The organism is Peptoanaerobacter stomatis (genome assembly GCF_000238095.2).
Taxonomy (GTDB): Bacteria; Bacillota; Clostridia; order Peptostreptococcales; family Filifactoraceae; genus Peptoanaerobacter; species Peptoanaerobacter stomatis_A.
On the sequence record NZ_JH815225.1, the window covers coordinates 1,325,045 to 1,345,958 of the forward strand.

Sequence of the window (20,914 nt, forward strand, 5' to 3'; positions counted from 1 at the left end):
ACCCTCCTCTACAAATACTGATTTGATCATAATATTTCAATATAAGACTTGAAATATTTCTCTTGAAATCTAACAGCTTCTTCAATTTCTTCTACTGTAAACTTTATTCCTATTGGGGCAACAACCCATTTTTCTTCTGCATCATCGTCCCTTTTGATAACAGCAATTAATTCTCCTTCATATTCATCTACTGCTTTATCAACCCCAAGTATATACACGTCTTGTTCTTCCCCATCAGGAGCGATTATTCCTTCAACATAACCATAATTGATTGGATAAATATGTTCTGGATAATCAGGGTGAGAACTTCCAAGTGGACAATCCACTTTAACTTTTACAGTCTTGCCAATCATAGTTGCCTCCACAAATTCTAATTTGTCGTAGATTTTTTTATTTCATATTTATTTTAAATAACTAATTTAATAACTCGCTTTTAGCAATCTACTAAAATCAATATTTACAACAAATCGTTATGAATAAGAACACTCATATATGCACCTTTTTTGAAAAGTGATGTACTTACACCCCATGCAACTGCTGAGCACGCTAATTCATTTGCATGCTTTGCCTTGATACTTCTGGTATCAAGCACGATACCCTTTGGATATAACTCAGCTGATAAATACTGGTGTAAGCTGTCTGCTGAACCGGACTCAACCGCCTTTATCGAACGTAGAGGATGTGTATCCCACCATTCATCCGGCTTTGAAAATGAACCGTCGGCTCTCATCTCACCAGAAGATAACTTCTGTGCGCATATTTCTCTAATTCTCTCCAAAGTCTCATCATCAATTACACCGTCAGTAATTGAATACGCATAGTATGCACATGCCACACCATCATCATCCAATTCTTTAATCAGGTAAAGGTTTGAAACGCCTCTTTCCTTGAATTTTTTCCACTTGCCTGATACCTTCTTAAAACTCGCATCAGTATAAACAGATGAATTGCCATCCTCTAATGAACGTGTAAGTTCTTCTAAATTTACATCTTTCTTTTCCCAGTTGTCAATGAAATTGATTCTTAGGTTACTCATTTAAATTTTCCTCCTTATAATCTTCTTGCCAACTATATAATGTATCATTATCAAATACGATCATCGTATCAATAAACGGTTCTACTGTAACTTCAGTATAAAAAGCTCCCTTTTTGCTGTGATATGCTGAAACTCCTGAACGTGATTTTACGGAAAACTTTATCTTATATTGTCCCTGTGGGAGTAGTATTGATGGTGTTAATACTTCTTCGGAAAATAGGGCTTTATGCCACGTTTCACCATCAGCACTAACCATAACATCATAGAAATCTCCATATCCGTTATCTATCCTAAGATACACTTTGGATAATTCATTGTTGTTTCTCATACTCTTAATCATGTTAAAAGCTTTCTTACACTTAGACTGCCGATATGCCAAGCATCCTATACTTACATAGAACATTATAGTCATGACAACAAATATTATCCAAGGATTATCGTATACAAAACTCGTAATTTCTTTCACATTACTTTCCCTTTCATAGATAAAATTCAATTTATCTTTCTGACATATATTTTTGTATTTCGTCAGAAGTTAATTTTCTAATCTGTGTATTAGGATACTCCTTATATCCTTCCGCTTGAAAAACAGGAGACATTGTTTCACAGATTTTACCTTTATTCTTTCTCAGATATACTCGCAAGTCTTCACAATCTTCAAAGATTTTGTATGATAATCTGCCATTTTTACTTTTGATTTCATAGATTCCACATGACTTTTTTGTTGTATAGTCGGCAGTTCTCAAATATAACTTGGCAATTTCTAATGACTTAAAAGGGAAATTCCATCGCTGTAAACCTCGATTTTGATCATGCTCAATACAAATACACCTACCACAAGTACCACAGATATATTGTGTATGATTTTCTAAACAGTCCAATGGATTTAAAAGTGGAGTTATTCTTTTTTCATCAACATAGCATTCCTTGCACATTTCTATATCACTTCCTATACAACTTCAAATTTAAGGTGTGCTACTCTCATCAAAAATAACCGCCTCATCTTCATAAGATGCTGGTTGTTCCTGCTGTTGTTCATTTTCAACAGGTGCTTTATTTTCAGATGGTTTTTGCTCTACTTTAGGTTCTATTTTAGGTTCTTCTTTTTTCGGTATATTAACATCTTGACTTGGTTTATTTTCTACCTTAGGTTGTGAATAAAACTCTTGAACATAAGTCTGTTGTGTAGGCAAAGTATATGTTGTGATTTTGTCTTTATTTTCTTCTGTCTGCTCTACTTTTATTTTTAAATCGTCTTTTTCGTCATTTAATTTTATCTCACCGTCGTATATACCCATATACTGTGCAATTACATCTCTTGTCGCAGGTCCCGCATGTCCTCCGGAGCCTCCTTGAAACAATAAAGTTACTACTGCTATTTGCGGATTGTCATACGGTGCATATGCGACAAACCACGAATAATCGCTGTATGTTTCTTTGAAAGTATCAAGATTGTCTAATTTAAGTCTCGGATTTAATTGTAGAATTGCTGATTTAATATAATATTCTTCTTTATATTTGTATTTTGATTCCGATTTTATTTTTCCAGCCAATTTTAAAACTTCACTTCTGTCTACATTGTAGTAATCGAGATGTGATAAATAATAATTTACTTCATCTTTTGTAGGTATCTTTCCTTGTGTTTCTGCTGTACCTGTCTTGGCTGCAACTCTTATAGGAAATTTTGAAAATATATCTTTTGCAGTTCCTTCGTCTGTAACGTCAATCATACCTTGTTTTATATATTCTAAATTACCGTAATTGGAAAGCTCCACTCTTAATCTTTCATTTTCTATAAAGGTATCTTCTCCCGTTTGCTTATTAACGAGTTTGTCAACCACACTTACCGTATTAAGATATCCTCCGTTTGCAATCGCACTTATATATCTGGCTATTTGTATAGGTGTATATTGGTGCTCTCCTTGACCTATCGCCATATTAAATATATCTCCCGTTGTCCAATCTGCATGCATAAAATAAGTATATTTCAACAAATCTGCAATTTCTTCCAATTTTGAACTTTTAACTTTCAGGTTTGACAGCCTTGATATTATTTCTGCTCTTGAAGGATTTTCGTCTATCCAGCTTATTATCGTATCTACTCTTTTTTTGTATTCCGCTTCATTGGATGACGGTGTTATATCGTTGAATTTATCTTTCATCTTTTCTGTTATATCATCTTTTAGCAAAGCTTTTTTCTGTTCATATTTTACTTTCGGATCCGGAACTGTTCCTGCAACTTCATATATTTCTATTCCTGTTTTTTGATCCAGCTTAAATTTTCTTGCCATATCCAATATGGCCTTACCTTTTTTCATATCCCCCATAGGTATTTTTTGATCTGTTGCAAAATTATATCCTACCGATATACAATAAAAATAATAGTTGTTGGAATCTTTAAGTGCAGTTATTACGTTCTCATAACCTTGTGTCTGTCTTGATTGATTCCATAGCCAGTTACCGTATACGGCTCCTCCTCCCAAATCTATATATCCTTTATCCTGAATGGAGTAATATGGATCCAATCCGTTTTCCAATCCTGCAAGAGCACTCACCATTTTAAATATTGAACCCGGTTGTACAGCTGTCATAGTAGCTGAATTGAAGAGTGGTTTAGGAGAAAGAGGATCATTGGGATTTTCAGGTTGCAAACTGTCATATTGAGCTTTTGTAAGCCCGTTTGTAAAAATATTGGGATCATATGATGGATAGCTTGCCATAGCCAAAACTTTTCCTGTTTTTATATCTAAGGCTACTATCGCACCTGCATTGGCATTTTTGTATATCTTGGTAGCACCTGCCATGTTTGTATTTCCCCACTTACTTTCATACACTCCACCAACTTGGAGTGTTTTAAGTGTTTTTTCCAATGAAATTTCCGCTACCTTTTGAAGTTTTGCATCTATAGATAAAAATATTTTATTACCTGATACTCCTTCTTTATGGTCTATATCTCTGATTTTTTTACCGGCAGAATCTACCAAAACTTTTTCATAGCCGTTTGTACCTTTGAGATGTTTCTCGTATATATATTCTATTCCTGATTTTCCTACATAATCTGATTTTGAATATCTTTCATCTTCCAAGAAATATTCGTCTTGTGAAGAAATCTTGCCTATCTGTCCTATTATGTGTGATGCCAAATTGCCTTGAGGATAATATCTTAGCGGTTCCACCTGAACGCTTACTCCTGTCAGGTCAACTCTGTTTTCCTGAATTAATGCAACCGTCTTTTGACTTATGTCTTTTGCAATCAGTGCCGGCTCATATTGTAAATACCCTTTCGACTCTACCGCATCAACTATCACAAGTATATTTCTTGCCTCTAAATCTGTCAAAGTTTCATCTATTCTTCTATTTTCTCTTATCTTTATAAAAGCATCTTTTGCTGATATATTTTTATCTTGTATGCCATATTTATATAGCCATTGCTCTTTGTCCAGTTGCCTTGTAAACTCCATATTATCTTTTACAGAAATTGGAGGGTATATTCCTGCTTCATTTAAAATTTTTTGTACTTCTACAACACTCAAATCAGAATTTAATGTTATCCCGTTTTCTTTTTGATAATTTTCGACTATGATGTAAAAAGATTCTTTAGCCGTCTTTTCCAACGGAATTTTATTCAACTCTTTCCATTTTCTTATATCTTCATCAAAAGTGAATTTATAATCAGAATCTTGAATTAAAATCGGAAGTGAGTCTTCTATTTTTTCTTTATTTTTTATAAGTATATTACTGAGTTTAAGTGCAATAATGTTTATCTGTTCTTTTTTCTGCTTGTCTGTTTTTCCTAATCTGTCTATTTCATTTTTTGATATTTTTACTGTAAATATAGGTTTATTTCCTGCCAATAATATGCCGTTTCTGTCCCTTATCTCTCCTCTCGGGGCAGGTATGGTAATATCTTTATATATGCTGTCATTAGCTATATTACTATAATATTCTCCTTCTACTACATTTATATATATTATTCTTACACAAAGTATAATACATACAATTACTATAAACCTGTATATATAATAAAATCTGTTAGTTAAATCATTGTTGTTCATTTATTATTTCTCCAATAATTCACACTCATATTCACTATGCCTATAATAACTGCAAGAGCTATAATATTGACAATAATATAAAATACATTCGTCACAAAAATATGCGCAAAACCATGGTTAATATTTATGCTTGATATAATAGTATTATAAATGGAACTGGCTACTATAATAAGTGATGAAATGAAAAACGGTACTATAAAATAATCTTTTCTTATCTTGTCTTTAATCAAAACTCCTACTATGGATATGGATAAAAACAATATTGTACATTGCCCTTGATACATACCTACAGATACATCTACAAAATATCCGAGCAATGCGGATATTATATAAAGTGCATAGTCGTCCTGCTCCCAATACAATGATAATATTATTATATATATTAAGATAAAATCAATTTTTGGAGAAAATTTGAAAAAATTGAATACAGTATTTGAAAATATTATTATTAAAATACCTAATATGAAATTAAATATATTTTTCAAAATTACTCCTTTTTTATAAATCTTTTTTATTAAATACCATAACTTTATCAAGTTTTTTGAAATTTACATAAGGTTGTACTACTATGTATTTCAATATATTTTGCTCATCAGGAATTATCTGTTGAACTTTTCCTATAGGTATTCCGGCCGGATAAAGCCCTAAACCTGATGTAGTAACTATATCATCAATTTTTACAGGTGAATTCACGTCAAACATATATCCTTTTATAAGACTTGCATCTTCTATCTGAGTAATTGACACATCTTGACTTAGCATACCGGTATCACTGCTCCTGCCTATTATCTGAAAACTTACAGGAAACCTGCTGTCTATTATTGACACGGCTTTTGAATATTTTTGCGAAACTTGATAAACTCTACCTATCAAACCGTCACCGTTTACTACAATAGAATCGGATTTCACTCCGTTGTCGCTTCCTGCCGATATTGTAAAACTATTATAATAATTGCCGTCATTTCTCGCAACTATGTCAGCAGATATAAAATCGCTCGCAGTTTTATCCGTTACAAATTTTAGTGCATTCTTAAGATTGTTAAGCTCTTGCACTTCTTCTTCTTGCATGGTATTTTTTATTAACTGATCTCTTAAACTTCTGTTTTCTTCCTTTAATTTTTCAAGCTCGCTGTCTGTCGAGTCAGAAATAAATTTATTTCTTATCTTGTTTCCTATAAGAGACATTTGCGTGAAAACATCAAAGCCTTTATTATTTATTGACGAAGTTTTTTCATATCTTATTGAGTTTATGAGCATCACAGCTAAAACCAAAAAAACTGTTACAGCCGCTATAACTTTTTTCCATTTAACTAAACCCTTTATAAATACATTAAACATCTATTTCTTACTGCTCCTTATATTCTTGTTCACTTTTCCGGCTATAAAAAATTTATATATATCCGTTTTCCTTAAAGCTGTAATAGTTTTTGGCACTTCCATACACTATGTGGTCAAGCAATTTTATACCTATAATATCGCCTGCATCTTTTATTTTTATAGTCACGGATATATCCTCTTTGCTCGGTTTCGGATTTCCTGACGGATGATTGTGCATTACAATTATACCTACCGCATGCCTTAACAACGCCTCTTTAAAAATTTCTCTGGGTGTTATCACAGAGCAATCTGCTACTCCCATAGTTATATTTTTTGAATATATTATGTGATTTTTCACATCCAAACATATGAGTTTAAATACTTCTACATTGCACCTATCAAATTCAAACGAAAACATCTCGGCTAAATCAGCCGGAGAGCTTATACTTGCTCTTGAATTTGTTCTTTTTCTTGCAACCCTATTGGCAAATTCTATAGATGCTATTATTTTACAGGCTTTTGCAGTACCTATGCCTTTTATGTTCTTAATCATATCTATATCGCATCTGATTAAAGATTCCAAACTGCCTGCATATTCTATGAGCTGTTTTGCAATTTCTATCGCATTATGCTCTTTCGTTCCCGTATCTATAAGTATTGCAAGCAACTGTTCATCTGACAGAAATTCAACTCCTTTTTCCAACAACAGCTCTCTGGGTCTTTGAGAAATATCGAGATTTTTTATGGTATTTTTTTGTTTATCTTTATATTGTACATCTTTATCCATAAATTCTCCTTAACTTTTGAAATCTTATATACTATTCTTACTAATAGGTTACTCAAAATTATTTTCATATGTTTTCAATAAAAATCCGCTACTGATTTTCAAACTTTTCAAAATCCAATAAATCCAAAGAAAATTTTGTCTTAAGCACGTCATATATCTTGCTTATAGGTAAGCCTATTATATTCTGATAATCTCCATTTATACTGTCTATAAATATTGAGCCTATACCTTGCAAGGCATACGAACCGGCTTTGTCACCGCCTTCTTCGGTTTTTATATAATTTTTTATGGTTTCATCGCTCAATTCTTTGAATTTCACTTTTGACACCACATAATCTACATATTTATAATCTTTTTTAATTATTGCATAACCTGTAATAACATCGTGTGTTTTTCCTGACAGATATTTCAGCATAGAAAACTGATCATCGTCATCTTTAGGTTTCCCAAACTGATAATCTCCTATTGTAACTGTTGTATCCGCACCAAGCACAACAATATCATCTTCTTCATCTATATTCTTGTCATACACGCTTGAAGCTTTCATAAAAGCACTCACCATAGCATTTATGTGCGGTGTTGCTGTAAGTACCAAAGTCCTTTCAACATCTGTCGTATCAACAATATATTCTATATCAAACATATTCATTATCTCTTGTCTTCTTAGTGAAGATGACGAAAGTATAAGTTTCATTTTTCCTCCTGTTATATTTTTAATGCTAATAATCTTTTAAAAAGCAAATATATTTAACTTAATATTATCTTCAGTATTTTAACTTAAATCAAAATTATTTTTATTTATGTAAATAGTCTATCATTTATGCAAAAAAAAAACAATAAATTCGATAAATTTATTGTTTTCTTAAAGTTTTATTCATATCATAATAAAAATTAAATTTTAAATTCCGCTTTTAATTATCTTCCTATATTTTTTATTCAACAATTATTTACAGACCCGTCTGTCTTGCATACATCTGTCTTATTCTTTTACTTTTTTCAAAGTCGCTGTTTTTTAAAGCATTTTCAATTTGTTTAAGTATAGACGCTTTATCTGTGTTAAGCACTCCTTTTATATGTGCATAATTTGAAACGTGATTGCTTCTTACAACTGTATCCTTCAGTTCCAAACCTTTTACAAGTTCCATAGTTTCGTGCATTATTTCTTCCGGTGTAAGCTGTTCAAAATTTCCCGCCATCACTTCATCATATATTTCAGTGCCTGATTTTACAAGAAGCGTCATAAGTCCAAGATAATCAGGATTTATAGCATTTAAAACTTTTATTGAGCCTTCAACGTGCTTTTTGCTGTCTTTTATTCCTCCAAGCCCCATTATAAGCGTAGCAGATAATTGTATACCCGCTCTTCTTATTTTTTGTCCGGCTGTTATTATTTCATCTGCTGTAGCTCTTTTCTTAATGTCTTTTAAAACCTTGTCGCTTCCGCTTTCTATACCGAGATATGCCATTTTCAAATTATTTTCACGCAATATTTTAAGCTGTTCATCCGTTTTTCCAAGTATGGAACGTGGCGATGCGTATAAAGATATTCTATCGTTATTAGGAAACAATTTATTTATATATTTCAATATTTCAAGCAAATCTTCAAAAGGCATTATAAGCGCATCTCCGTCAGCCAAAAATATTCTCTCTACATCATAATAATGATTTTTTGCATAAAGAAAATCTTCTTTTATATCATCCACTTTTCTTATTTTAAACTTTGCATCTTTATACATTGCACAAAATGTACAGGTATTTTGTGAACATCCTGTTGTAACTTGAACTATCAAACTGTAAGCCTCACTTGGCGGTCTATACACCATTCCTTCGTATCTCATATGTCCTCCTTAATAAATTTTAATTTATATACCCCGAATTATACGCATAAAAACCCGTATATTTTTCCAATCCCCGCTTAAATTATATTATTTTTTTATAAATTTTGTTCTCAAGCATGATTATATTTATATTTTTATATAAAAACAGGTAAATATCAACATATTTAGAAAACAATCAATTTTTATTGAAATTTCAATATTGTTTAGGATATATATTTTTAAAAACTTGTGAAGTATTTGTAATTTAGCTGAAAATTTGTAATATTTTTTAAAAAAAGTCTTTTAATTATTGTAAAAACTTGTTATAATTATCAAATAATAGCAGAAATAGTTTACTATCATTTTTTTATAAAAATTTTCAAGTATTTTATATCAACAATTATATCACAAAACATAGATAATTTTATAAAAATAGTAACGACAGCTTTAAACCTTAAAATATACATAATTCCTAAAGGAGAAATAAACTATGCAAATTAAATTTTTTACATCGCTCATATTTGCATTTTTAATGGGAATATTTGCAATCCAAAACCCTCAAGATATTCAAGTAAACTTTTTATTTTTCAAATTCCATATATCTGCCTCCGTTCTCATAGTTGCAACTATAATAATAGGATATATAATATGTTTAGGTTTTGGCGTTTTTAAAGAAATAAAATACAAAAAAATAATAAAATCAAAAAATAAAAATATTTCCAAATTAAAAAAAGAGATATCCATTATAAACGGTTCGACTTATGGACAAAAAGTATATGCTAAAAATAACGTAGCTTACGAAAATATCACAAAACTGTTGTCTATCAAACCGCTTGACAGCGATGAGGATGAGATAGCAGAAAAACCTGATGCTCCAAAAGAAAAAAATCAAAGCAAAATAAACCCTAAAATACAAGAAACTGCACAATTAGACAATATATTAAGCGGTTTTGACGATTTAGAAAGTGACGATTTTTCTTTGAACAAAAAAAACACAAAAAACGAAACACCCTGGTATATGAAAAAAGCGGAAAAAAAAATTGACAAAGACAACAATCGTCCACAAAAATGTATAGACTTAAAAGCCGAATATTCTAAATATATACAGGAGCATGATTTCTCCAAAAAACAAAATAATGATACAATAATCAAAAAAGAGAAAAAGCCAATATCCCCTGTAAAAATAAAAAACAAAAAATTCAAAAAAATATCTTCAAAACACATAAAAAAAATAAATCCTGAAAAAACTTTTTTAAAACTTGTTTTTAATGACGAAAATTTACAAAAAGCAGTAGATGAAGTATCAAAAAAAAATGACAGTGTATCTCTCAAGCTGTACAAACCAGACTCTATCAAAAGAGAAAATATCACCAATACGATAAGCGATATATCATCTCAAACTAAATTATACAAACAAAACACATCACCTGAAAACACACTGTCCAGAAATCTCGTACAAGAAAAATTCAACAGAAAATCAGACATTATACAAGATGGAGATATACAAGAAACTGAGCAATACAACGGAATTCCTATATCCGTACTTAAAAATAAGATAAACTCCTTATTTGCAAGCTCCGATTTTAGAGCAAACTATAAAGACAATATATAAAAATCAATAAAACAATAACTATTAATGTTAAATATCATTAAATAAGTGACTAAGAGCCGTCTTAATCACTTATTTTTTTGTGCGACAAAACATTTATAAATATTTTAATTTTTTAGTCGATTATACCAATGCTAAATTCTAATTAATGCTAAATTCTAATTAATACTAAAACCTAATAAAATTATATGTATATTTAATGATGATTCATGCCTTAATATATGGCAAAAAATATACGTTGGTATAACTCACAGCATATATATAAAAGTGCATTATAATTATATGCTTAAAAATTTATATTTTTTAATATGATGCTCAAATACATTTCAAAAATAATTTATAAAATGTTTTCAAGCAAAAAAATTAAGAATAATTACAAGGTAAAACTTAAATTAGACGCAAAATAAAACAAATATAAATATTGCAATATGCACGTTTTATAATTTTTTATAAATTAGGAAAATATTATGAAAAATATAAAAGCTCTCCATATATTTTTCATATCCGTCAAAAAAAATTTTAAAATAAAATTTTTAAGTAGACTATTTAAAGACTACATATATGTATAATGAAGTCAAGATTAATAAAAAACTTTATCATAAAAAATAGTATAAAATTTGTGACAAAGGTTTTTTGATATAATTTATGTAAAAAAATTAAAAGGAGTGTATGAAATGATACAAAATCTTGATATTGCGAATGCTATGACAATAAAATTGGACGATGAACTTCCAAAAATGCCTAAATTTGTAGAAGGTATAAGAAGAGCTCCGGACAGAGGATTCAGATTAACTCAGGCTCAAACTGAAATAGCGCTTAAAAATGCACTTAGATATATCCCTGAAAAATATCACGAAGAACTTATTCCTGAGTTTTTAGAAGAACTTACAACAAGAGGAAGAATATACGGATACAGATTCCGTCCTGAAGGTAAATTATACGGAAAACCTATTGATGAATATAAAGGTAATTGCACAGAAGGTAAAGCTTTCCAAGTAATGATAGACAACAACCTCGATTTCGACGTTGCTCTTTATCCATATGAATTAGTAACTTACGGTGAAACAGGAAGTGTTTGCCAAAACTGGATGCAATACAGACTTATAAAAAAATATTTGGAAGTTATAACTCAAGATCAAACATTGGTTATAGAATCAGGACATCCACTTGGATTATTCAAATCTAAACCTGACTCTCCAAGAGTAATAATATCAAACGCAATGATGATAGGTATGTTTGACAACCTACACGATTGGGAAATAGCTGAAGAAATGGGTGTTGCAAACTACGGACAAATGACAGCCGGAGGTTGGATGTACATAGGACCTCAAGGTATAGTTCATGGAACATTCAATACAATACTTAACGCAGGAAGAATGAAATTAGGTATACCTAATGAAGGAGATTTAAAAGGTGTATTATTTGTTACATCAGGTCTTGGCGGAATGAGTGGTGCACAAGGAAAAGCTTGCGAAATAGCAAACGGTGTTGGAATAGTTGCAGAAGTTGACTATTCAAGAATACAAACAAGATTAGATCAAGGTTGGATAAGAAAAGCTTCTGCAAATCTTGACGAAGTTTTTGCTTTAGCAAAAGAATATCAAGACAAGAAAGAGCCTATATCAATAGCTTATCACGGAAATATAGTAGACTTGCTTGAATATGCCGACAAGCACGACATTCATATACCTCTTTTATCTGACCAAACATCTTGCCACAACGTATATGAAGGTGGATATTGCCCACAAGGAATAACTTTTGAAGAAAGAACAAGACTTCTTGCTGAAGATCCTGAAAAATTCAGAGAATTAGTAGATAAAACTCTTGTTGCACATTTCAACGTAATCAAAAAACTTACAGCAAAAGGCTCTTACTTCTTCGATTACGGTAACTCTTTCATGAAAGCTATATATGACGCAGGAGTAAAAGAAATATCTAAAAACGGAATAGATGAAAAAGACGGTTTCATATGGCCTTCATATGTAGAGGATATAATGGGACCTCAATTATTCGATTACGGATACGGACCTTTCAGATGGGTTTGCTTAAGCGGAAAACACGAAGATTTGATAAAAACTGATAAGGCTGCTATGGACTGCATAAATCCTGACAGAAGATATCAAGACAGAGATAACTACATCTGGATAAAAGATGCAGAAAAAAATCAAATGGTAGTAGGTACACAAGCAAGAATATTATATCAAGATGCAATAGGCAGAATAAAAATAGCACTTAAATTCAACGATATGGTTAGAAAAGGCGAAATAGGTCCTGTAATGATGGGTAGAGACCACCATGACGTTTCAGGAACAGATTCACCATTTAGAGAAACATCAAATATAAAAGACGGTAGTAATGTAATGGCAGATATGGCTATACAATGCTTTGCAGGTAACTGCGCAAGAGGTATGAGCCTTGTTGCTATCCACAACGGTGGTGGTGTAGGTATAGGTAAATCTATAAACGGCGGATTCGGCTTGGTATTAGACGGTAGCCACAGAGCAGACGAAATAGTAAAATCAGCTCTATCTTGGGACGTTATGAGCGGAGTTGCAAGACGTTCTTGGGCAAGAAACGAACACTCAATAGAAACAGTGTTAGAATTCAACGAAGCTAATCATGGTACAGATCACATAACTATACCATATATAGCAGATGAAAATAAAGTTAAAAGCGCTGTTGCAAAAATATTCAACAAATAAATCATAATCTAAAATTTGCAGTATAATTATATACTGCAAATTTTGTATTTATACAATATTTTATAAAAAATAATTTGAAATTAATATTATACTTTGTTAAACTTATACCAATAGCTATATTAAAAATATAATTTACAACTTATACTAAAATCTTATAGAATAACGAAAAAACATAATAATTAATTTTTCCAACACACTATCTATATTAATCTTATATAATTATACAAGTTATCAATAATTTTATTAGAAAATAGTATAAAAAAGCATCATAAATTATAAAATAAAAAATGCTATTTTAATCAATTATCGGCATTAAATTATGTTTATATCAAAACAAGGAGGATACTATGAAAAATTTACTTATAAAAAATGCAAGCGAAGTCGTAACTTGTAGTGGAAACAGAGCCAAATTCGGCAAAGAAATGTCAGAAATAAACGTTATAGAAAACGGCAGTGTAGTCATAAAAAACGGAATAATAAAAGCTGTTGGAAAAACTGATGACATTTTAAAAGATTATGATGAAAAAAATTATGAAGTCATAGATGCTACAGGTAAATCAGTTATGCCCGGATTTGTAGACTCTCATACGCATTTCGTATTCGGAGGATATAGAGCTGAAGAGTTTTCTTGGAGACTTCGTGGCGACAGTTATATGGACATTATGAACAGAGGTGGAGGTATAGTAAACAGCGTTACTGCTACAAGACAAGCAAGCGAAGAGGAACTCATCGAGCTTGGAAAACAAAGACTTGACTCTATGCTGTCATTTGGTGTAACTTCTGTGGAAGGCAAGAGTGGATACGGCTTGGATAAAGATACTGAGCTGAAACAACTCAGAGTTATGAAAAAACTTAATGAAATACATCCGATAGACATATCCACAACATTTTTGGGAGCTCATGCAGTACCTAAAGAATACAAAGGAAAAACTGATGAATTCATAGATTTATTGTTGGAACAAGTATTACCTGAAGTTGTAAAAGAAAATCTTGCCGAATTCTTTGACGTTTTTTGTGAAAAAGGTGTATTTTCAGTAGAAGAATCAAGAAAAATGTATCTAAAAGCCAAAGAATACGGTATGAAACTAAAAATCCACGCTGATGAAATAGTACAGTTAGGCGGCTCAGATCTTGCTGCAGAAATGGAAATGATATCAGCAGACCACTTATTGCATGCATCAGACGAAGGCATAAAAGCAATGGCTGATAAGAAAGTAATAAACACATTGCTTCCTACAACTGCATTTTGTATAAAAGAGCCATTTGCAAGAGCAAGATTTATGATAGACAGCGGTTGTGCAGTTGCACTTGCAACAGACTTCAATCCCGGTAGCAACTTTACAAATTCTATACCTCTTATGTTTGCACTTGCATCCATATATATGAACATGAGCATAGAAGAAGCTGTTACAGCTATGACAATAAACGGCGCTGCTGCAATTGACAAAGCCGATAAAATAGGCTCAATAGATGTCGGAAAAAAAGGAGATATAGTAATATTAAAATTCCCTTCATACAAATTCTTACCATATCACACAGCAGTAAACATAGTAGAAAAGACTATAAAAGACGGCGTTGTTGTTTGGAAAAATAAATAGAATAGAAAATTATAATTAAAAACTGATTTTTGCTAAGATATGTCTTAAAAATATCATATATCTTTTAAGGCATATCTATATTTTACAAATCAAATATAGTAGTTCAACTTATAAAAAAACTAATTTATTTTTATACAGAATTATTTTGCGCATATTCATTTTAAAATAATATTATGCTTTCCATTTTTAAGTTTAATTACTACCACTAACGAAAGGAGAATTATGTTATCAGCAAAAGAAGTAGCAGAGCAGTACATAGAATTGGGAGAAAAAAAATCCGGCTATCCCTTATATAAGATGATAGGTCTTGCTATACTTGCCGGAATATTTATAGCACTTGCATCAGTTGCATCAAATACCGTATCGGCTACTGTAGAAAGCGGCTCTATAGCAAAATTGCTTGCAGGTCTTGTTTTCCCCGGTGGGCTCATTATGGTGCTTTGCTGTGGAACTGAACTTTTTACAGGAGATTGTCTTTTAGTAATATCTCTACTTAAGAAAAAAATTAGTTTATTTAGAATGTTAAGATGCTGGTTTTTTGTATATATAGGCAATTTAATAGGCTCAGTTATTATTGCAGGACTTATCAATATGTCCGGACAACTTTCATTTTTTAATAATGAATTGGCACTTACAACTATAAAAGTAGCCGTAAAAAAAGTATCTTATACATTTTCTCAAGGCTTGGCTATGGGTATACTATGTAATATCCTCGTTTGCACAGCTGTAATAATGGCATTTTCAGGTAAAACTTTAAGCGATAAGGTGTTGGGTACATTTTTCCCTATACTGTTATTCATATTATCAGGATTTGAACACTGTGTAGCAAATATGTATTATATTCCGTCAGGAATGATGGCACTTTCTAACAGTGAATATGTAAAAATGGCTGTTGAGCACAATATACACATAGAAAAATTAAATATAGGCTCATTTTTTATAAACAATTTACTTCCTGTTACAATAGGCAATATAATAGGCGGAAGTATATTTATAGGTGCATTTTACTGGTTTTTATATTTGAGAGAAAAACATTAATGCCGTTATTAAACTACAAAAGACAGATTGTCAAGATAATTGTGTTGCACTTATCTTGACAATCTATCATAAATTATTTGAAAATATTTCATATTATCTATTGACAAAATTGATAAAACAACTTATGCTTTCTATATAGTTTATATATTTTCCACATATTTGTAATATATTTTTGTTAGGTGGGATTAGACCAATGTACTCTATTTAGTAATCAATGCACTAATAATAAATTTCACAATAAGTTAAATTTTTATTCTTTTATTTTAAATTAATTTTATAAAAAATATATTTTTTATAATCATATTGAAGAGAGGTTATAGAAATGAAAAAAATACTAAAAAAAATAATGGCGTTCATATTGATATTTTCTATGTTTTTTAGTAATTCAATATTTGCCTTTGGAACTAATAACAATTCAACAGATGTTGTTTGTCTAAAAATGGATTATCAGAATCCTCAAAAAAATAATGGTATCTATCTTACAGAAGAATATATTATTGATGGTAAATTTTATAGATATGAACACAAGGAAGAAAACGGTTTTAACATAATAAAAATAAGTGGTGCTGAAAATATAACTATTAAAGCTCCTATAAAAAATAATAGAGATATTTTCTCGTTTTCGTATAAAATGGCTAATTCAGATGATTGGAACTATTTTAGTGAAATTGAAAATTATGAGCTTTTCTATATGAGTGTAACTCAAGCTGTTTTAGCCGGTGCTTTAGCCGGTGTTTGTGGCGGTCCTGTTGGTGCTTTTTTTGGAGCAGCAAGCGTATTACTTGGTATGCAGGCAAGTGGATATATGAATTTAAAGATTATAATTGGCGGTAAATGGAGAACAGTTGGAAGTTCTATAGAATATAGAAGATATGCAAAACTTTATGATAAAAGCGGCAGATATATAGATACTGTACATTGGTCAGGACGCAGATAGATGATGTTTCGTAATTTTGAATTTCTTTTTGATCCTAAGACACTCTTTTATTTCCTTTTACAAGTTCTTCTATTAATATCCGTGCTTCGTACCTATAGTAAATATAAACTTTCTTTTTATACTGTTCTGCAAACATTTATATTATTAATATTTAATTATCTTTATTTATGTAATTATTATAAACTTAAATGATTTTAGAAAGTTTAATTTTATGACTGACTTTAAAAAATGAACAAAAACCTCCTTTTGATTTTATTTTGGTTTTGGCGGACCAATTCTATTATATCAAAAGGAGGTTTTCTTTTATCTAAAGATTTTTATTCTCCCAGTAAAACTGGAGGTTTATTTTGCTTAAGCTACAATTATATAATAAATTGATATTAAAACATATCTGAAAAATGTTATATTTTAATATAATTAATATCAAAAATATAATAACTTTAAAACAATTTTTATTATTAAATTTTTAAAATAATTTTCATCATTGAAGCTTTAAAACTTTTAAGATACACTACAGTATAGACTAAAATACAGTTTGGATAAATCAATTATAAATTTTAAAATTCTGATACATTTTCAACTGAAACCTACTTAAAAACGAATATTTGCATTGCTTATAAGCATTTTTTTATTTATGTGAAAAACATAAATATAATCGTCTTTAATTTTACAAGTATGCATAATTTATTTAATCAACCAACTCTTTTACACCGAATGCCTCCGCCATAAGCATTATTTTTTCAGCCCATATGTGATGAGTGTTGTACTCGTTCATTCTTTCGCTTTTTGTACTGCCTGATACCAGCAATTTGGAGTTTTCATTCCAATTCAATATGGCTTTTGCGTCTTCAAAATCTTTTTTATGTACCTTAAACCCTTCATTTATAACTTCAATTTGTTTTGGATGTATGACAGTTTTTCCTACAAAGCCACACAATATATCTCCTTTAATTTCATCAAGCAATCCCTTTTCCCAATTACTGCTGTCATAATATTCCCATACAGGTGCGGATATTACATAATCTGTTCCATATACCGTAACAATATCTGAAAATATAGATGATATAGGCTTTATGTCGTGTATGGATTCATCATCATGCCTTCTAAAACCGAATATATGGCATAAGTCATTACCGCCCACACGAATATTTAGGACAAGTTCTTCTATTCTATCAAGTTTATATTTCAATTCATATAAAATATCATAACGCATCTGTAAATTTACTATTGCTACACTTTCATAAATAGGCATCATATATATTTTTTTATTACTTTTTTGATTTACATTAAATATCGCCTCTATATACCTGTCTGCATTTTCAAGCGAAAATTTAGGTATTATAAATCCTGTTACAATATCCATACAATCTTTTAAACTCTCGCATAATTCATAGATTTGAGCATAATTTCTTACTCTTATAAAAATCTTAGGAATATGTATACCATCTGATGTATATTTCTCATAAATATTACTTATTGACTGTATAAGTTTTTGCTCTGCCTCCAATACACAATTATCCGGTATTGTGTCTTCAAGGCATAATGCAAGAGAAAAATTTGACGAAAATTTTCCATTTATTATGGAATCGGCAATGCTGTCGCTATTTGCAGGACAATACAATAAAGCCCCTACACTATAATATATTAAATTATCTTTCATACAAACTCCGTTAAATTAAATTTTATTTATCATTGTAGCATAATTTTGAACAAAAAGATAGAAAAAATGTAATATATATGATAATATTTATAAAAACAAGTAAAGTGAGAAAAGTGCTATGTGTGAGAATATAAAATACCGTCACAATATTATAAATATAAACTCCATAAATGCGTTTGTAAACATACATGGAGGAGTAGGTAAAAATTGCAGAGATGTATACTTTATAAGGACATTAGGCATAGATGAAAATTTAATCTTAGATTTGGAAAAAGCGGAAAAAACTCTATATGAAAATATGAGCAAAAATATACTTGTATATAAAAGGATAGAAGCCTTACCAAACAATATACAAGAAATTGATTACTATGAGTTATGCTATCAGAGATTTCTGAAAGATGAAAATATATCTACTAAAGTATCCGGCATAACCCCTGCGTTAGACAAGACTTTTAGCGATGCTTGCAAAGAAGTACTTAAATTATATAAACTTTCAAATAAAAATATTTCTTTGTCAATGGAAAAAAACTATTGTATAAAACTATTTTATAGATTTGACACAATATTTTCCGATTGCTTGAAAACTTGGAGCGAAAAAATAAATATAAAAGTAATAACTGACAATATTGTCAAATTACAGGACTATCTGTTTTTTTATATGCTTACCTTGATAGGTGCAGATGTATTAATGCTTCAAAGCAAAAATGACATAGAAATAGAAGAATGCTTTTTAAATCTTTCAAAAAAACTATATATCGGTAGTTACAGTGATATTTCATTACCTATTTACAAACAAAAAGCTGATTTTATACAAAATAATGCAAATATTAAAATTGATAACACCGGCTCTCAAACAGAAAAGAATGTAAGCATAAAACCTCAATACATATCTTCCGACGATTATAAAAAACAGGAAAAAACTTTTGAACAGTTGGCAGGTATGGCATCTTCTATTGTTATGATTACTATAAAAAATGATTACAATGAAATAATAGGCACAGGCTCCGGTATTATGATAGGACAAGACGGATACATACTTACAAATAATCATGTAACCGGAGGAGGCAGAGAATTTGTAATAAGAATAGAAAATGATGAAACCTTATACTCTACAACTCAAATAATAAAATACAACCAGTTGTTAGACTTGGCAATAATAAGAATCGAAAAAAAACTCCATCCCCTTAAAATATATGACGGAAAAGATGATTTGGTAAGAGGGCAAAAAGTTGTTGCCATAGGAAGTCCATACGGATTTTTCAACTCTGTATCTGACGGTATAATATCAGGCTTTCGAATAATAGATGATGTGGATATGATTCAATTCACAGCACCTATATCGGCAGGTAGCTCCGGAGGTGCAGTGCTTAATATGTACGGAGAAGTAATAGGCATAAGTACGGCAGGCATACGAAATGCTCAAAATATAAATTTGGCAGTATCTTACGAATCAATAAATACCTTTGTAAAAGGTTTCATATAAAATAAAGGCGATAAAATGAACATATTTAACACAGATTTAGACAACACACTCATATACTCATACAAAAAAGATATAGGAAAAAACAAAAAAAATGTAGAAATATATAACGGCAGACAGATTTCATTCATAACTGATAAAACATACCATCTTTTGAAAAAACTGAGTAAAAAACTGTTAATCGTCCCTACTACAACTCGCACCAAGGAGCAGTACAAAAGAATAGATTTGGATATAGGACAGCTAAAATATGCACTTGTATGCAACGGAGGCATATTGCTTATAGACGGGAAGGAAGATGAAATGTGGTATAACACCTCACTTTCTCTCATAGAAAACAGTAAAAATGAGCTTGAAAAATCACTCACATATCTACAAAACGACAACAGAAGAAATTTTGAACTCCGATTTATTAAAAATCTATTCGTATTTACAAAATGCGAAAATTCTCAAAATGTAGTCAATGATTTAAAAAATATCTTAGATACAAGCAAAGTTGATGTATTTAACAACAAAGAAAAATTATATGTAATTCCAAAAAATCTCAGTAAAGGAAATGCTTTGCTTAGATTTAAGCGATATTTAGACAGTATTTCAGACAATAAAAAAATTTTTATATCAGCAGGCGACAGCGAATTTGACATATCTATGTTTGATAAAACAGACATTTCCATAGCGCCTCAAGAATTGTCAAAAATACACAAACTACCGAAAAATACAATATTAATAGACAATTTTTCATTATTTTCTGAAACCATGCTCGAAAAAATCGAAAGTATGCTTGACAATCAGTTTCATACTATTACCTAATTAAACAAGCTTATAATAAAAATACTAAATTAAATATATTTTTATTATAATGTTACTTGATTGTTTGA

18 protein-coding genes are annotated in these 20,914 nt (G+C 30.4%); 7 read left to right on the forward strand and 11 right to left on the reverse strand.

Annotated features, from left to right (window positions below; genetic code table 11):
- Positions 1 to 26: 26 nt before the first annotated feature.
- The 10 genes from HMPREF9630_RS05690 to HMPREF9630_RS05735 all read right to left on the reverse strand — a co-directional run bounded on the left by HMPREF9630_RS05690 (position 27) and on the right by HMPREF9630_RS05735 (position 9,033).
- Positions 27 to 353, reverse strand: a complete 327-nt coding sequence (locus HMPREF9630_RS05690; RefSeq protein ID WP_009527561.1) for an inorganic diphosphatase — start codon at positions 351 to 353, stop codon at positions 27 to 29.
- Positions 354 to 457: 104 nt separating this feature from the next.
- The gene (locus HMPREF9630_RS05695) at positions 458 to 1,036 is read right to left on the reverse strand and encodes a hypothetical protein (protein ID WP_009527562.1); all 579 of its coding nucleotides are present in this window, start codon (positions 1,034 to 1,036) and stop codon (positions 458 to 460) included.
- Positions 1,029 to 1,502, reverse strand: coding sequence for a hypothetical protein (locus tag HMPREF9630_RS05700; protein ID WP_009527563.1), 474 nt, complete (start codon positions 1,500 to 1,502; stop codon positions 1,029 to 1,031). Before HMPREF9630_RS05700 ends, HMPREF9630_RS05695 begins: the two co-directional genes overlap by 8 nt.
- A 31-nt stretch (positions 1,503 to 1,533) precedes the next feature.
- Positions 1,534 to 1,971 carry a hypothetical protein gene (locus HMPREF9630_RS05705; RefSeq protein WP_009527564.1) on the reverse strand — a complete coding sequence of 146 codons (438 nt, stop codon included), beginning with the start codon at positions 1,969 to 1,971 and terminating at the stop codon, positions 1,534 to 1,536.
- Between the two features lie 30 nt (positions 1,972 to 2,001).
- The gene (locus HMPREF9630_RS05710) at positions 2,002 to 5,091 is read right to left on the reverse strand and encodes a penicillin-binding transpeptidase domain-containing protein (protein ID WP_009527565.1); all 3,090 of its coding nucleotides are present in this window, start codon (positions 5,089 to 5,091) and stop codon (positions 2,002 to 2,004) included.
- Positions 5,088 to 5,576, reverse strand: coding sequence for a hypothetical protein (locus HMPREF9630_RS05715; protein ID WP_009527566.1), 489 nt, complete (start codon positions 5,574 to 5,576; stop codon positions 5,088 to 5,090). Before HMPREF9630_RS05715 ends, HMPREF9630_RS05710 begins: the two co-directional genes overlap by 4 nt.
- Before the next feature lie 13 nt (positions 5,577 to 5,589).
- A complete protein-coding gene (gene mreC, locus HMPREF9630_RS05720; RefSeq protein ID WP_009527567.1) occupies positions 5,590 to 6,429 on the reverse strand; it encodes a rod shape-determining protein MreC in 840 nt (279 codons plus the stop codon).
- Positions 6,430 to 6,481: 52 nt separating this feature from the next.
- Complete coding sequence (gene radC, locus HMPREF9630_RS05725) at positions 6,482 to 7,195, reverse strand: RadC family protein (RefSeq protein WP_009527568.1); 714 nt, start codon at positions 7,193 to 7,195, stop codon at positions 6,482 to 6,484.
- A gap of 88 nt (positions 7,196 to 7,283) precedes the next feature.
- Entirely contained in the window at positions 7,284 to 7,889 is a 606-nt protein-coding gene (locus HMPREF9630_RS05730) for a Maf family protein (protein WP_009524430.1), read from the reverse strand.
- Between the two features lie 253 nt (positions 7,890 to 8,142).
- Entirely contained in the window at positions 8,143 to 9,033 is an 891-nt protein-coding gene (locus tag HMPREF9630_RS05735) for a radical SAM protein (protein WP_009527569.1), read from the reverse strand.
- Positions 9,034 to 9,502: 469 nt separating this feature from the next.
- Between HMPREF9630_RS05735 and HMPREF9630_RS05740 the strand changes: the two genes are divergently transcribed.
- From HMPREF9630_RS05740 to HMPREF9630_RS05760, 5 genes are all read left to right on the forward strand, one after another.
- Positions 9,503 to 10,624: a LapA family protein gene (locus HMPREF9630_RS05740; protein WP_009527570.1), complete on the forward strand. Its 1,122-nt coding sequence runs from the start codon at positions 9,503 to 9,505 to the stop codon at positions 10,622 to 10,624.
- Positions 10,625 to 11,295: 671 nt separating this feature from the next.
- Entirely contained in the window at positions 11,296 to 13,323 is a 2,028-nt protein-coding gene (locus HMPREF9630_RS05745; protein ID WP_009527571.1) for a urocanate hydratase, read from the forward strand.
- Positions 13,324 to 13,670: 347 nt separating this feature from the next.
- Entirely contained in the window at positions 13,671 to 14,921 is a 1,251-nt protein-coding gene (hutI, locus tag HMPREF9630_RS05750) for an imidazolonepropionase (RefSeq protein WP_009527572.1), read from the forward strand.
- 222 nt (positions 14,922 to 15,143) lie between these two features.
- Complete coding sequence (locus HMPREF9630_RS05755; protein WP_009527573.1) at positions 15,144 to 15,959, forward strand: formate/nitrite transporter family protein; 816 nt, start codon at positions 15,144 to 15,146, stop codon at positions 15,957 to 15,959.
- Positions 15,960 to 16,281: 322 nt separating this feature from the next.
- On the forward strand, positions 16,282 to 16,896 hold the full coding sequence (locus HMPREF9630_RS05760; protein WP_009527574.1) for a hypothetical protein: 615 nt from the start codon (positions 16,282 to 16,284) through the stop codon (positions 16,894 to 16,896).
- Positions 16,897 to 17,584: 688 nt separating this feature from the next.
- On the opposite strand, the gene HMPREF9630_RS05765 is transcribed toward HMPREF9630_RS05760, so the two are convergent.
- Positions 17,585 to 18,556, reverse strand: a complete 972-nt coding sequence (locus HMPREF9630_RS05765; protein WP_009527575.1) for an HpcH/HpaI aldolase/citrate lyase family protein — start codon at positions 18,554 to 18,556, stop codon at positions 17,585 to 17,587.
- 118 nt (positions 18,557 to 18,674) lie between these two features.
- Between HMPREF9630_RS05765 and HMPREF9630_RS05770 the strand changes: the two genes are divergently transcribed.
- A complete protein-coding gene (locus tag HMPREF9630_RS05770) occupies positions 18,675 to 20,039 on the forward strand; it encodes a trypsin-like peptidase domain-containing protein (RefSeq protein ID WP_009527576.1) in 1,365 nt (454 codons plus the stop codon).
- 15 nt (positions 20,040 to 20,054) lie between these two features.
- Positions 20,055 to 20,846, forward strand: coding sequence for an HAD hydrolase family protein (locus HMPREF9630_RS05775; protein WP_009527577.1), 792 nt, complete (start codon positions 20,055 to 20,057; stop codon positions 20,844 to 20,846).
- Positions 20,847 to 20,914: the final 68 nt, after the last annotated feature.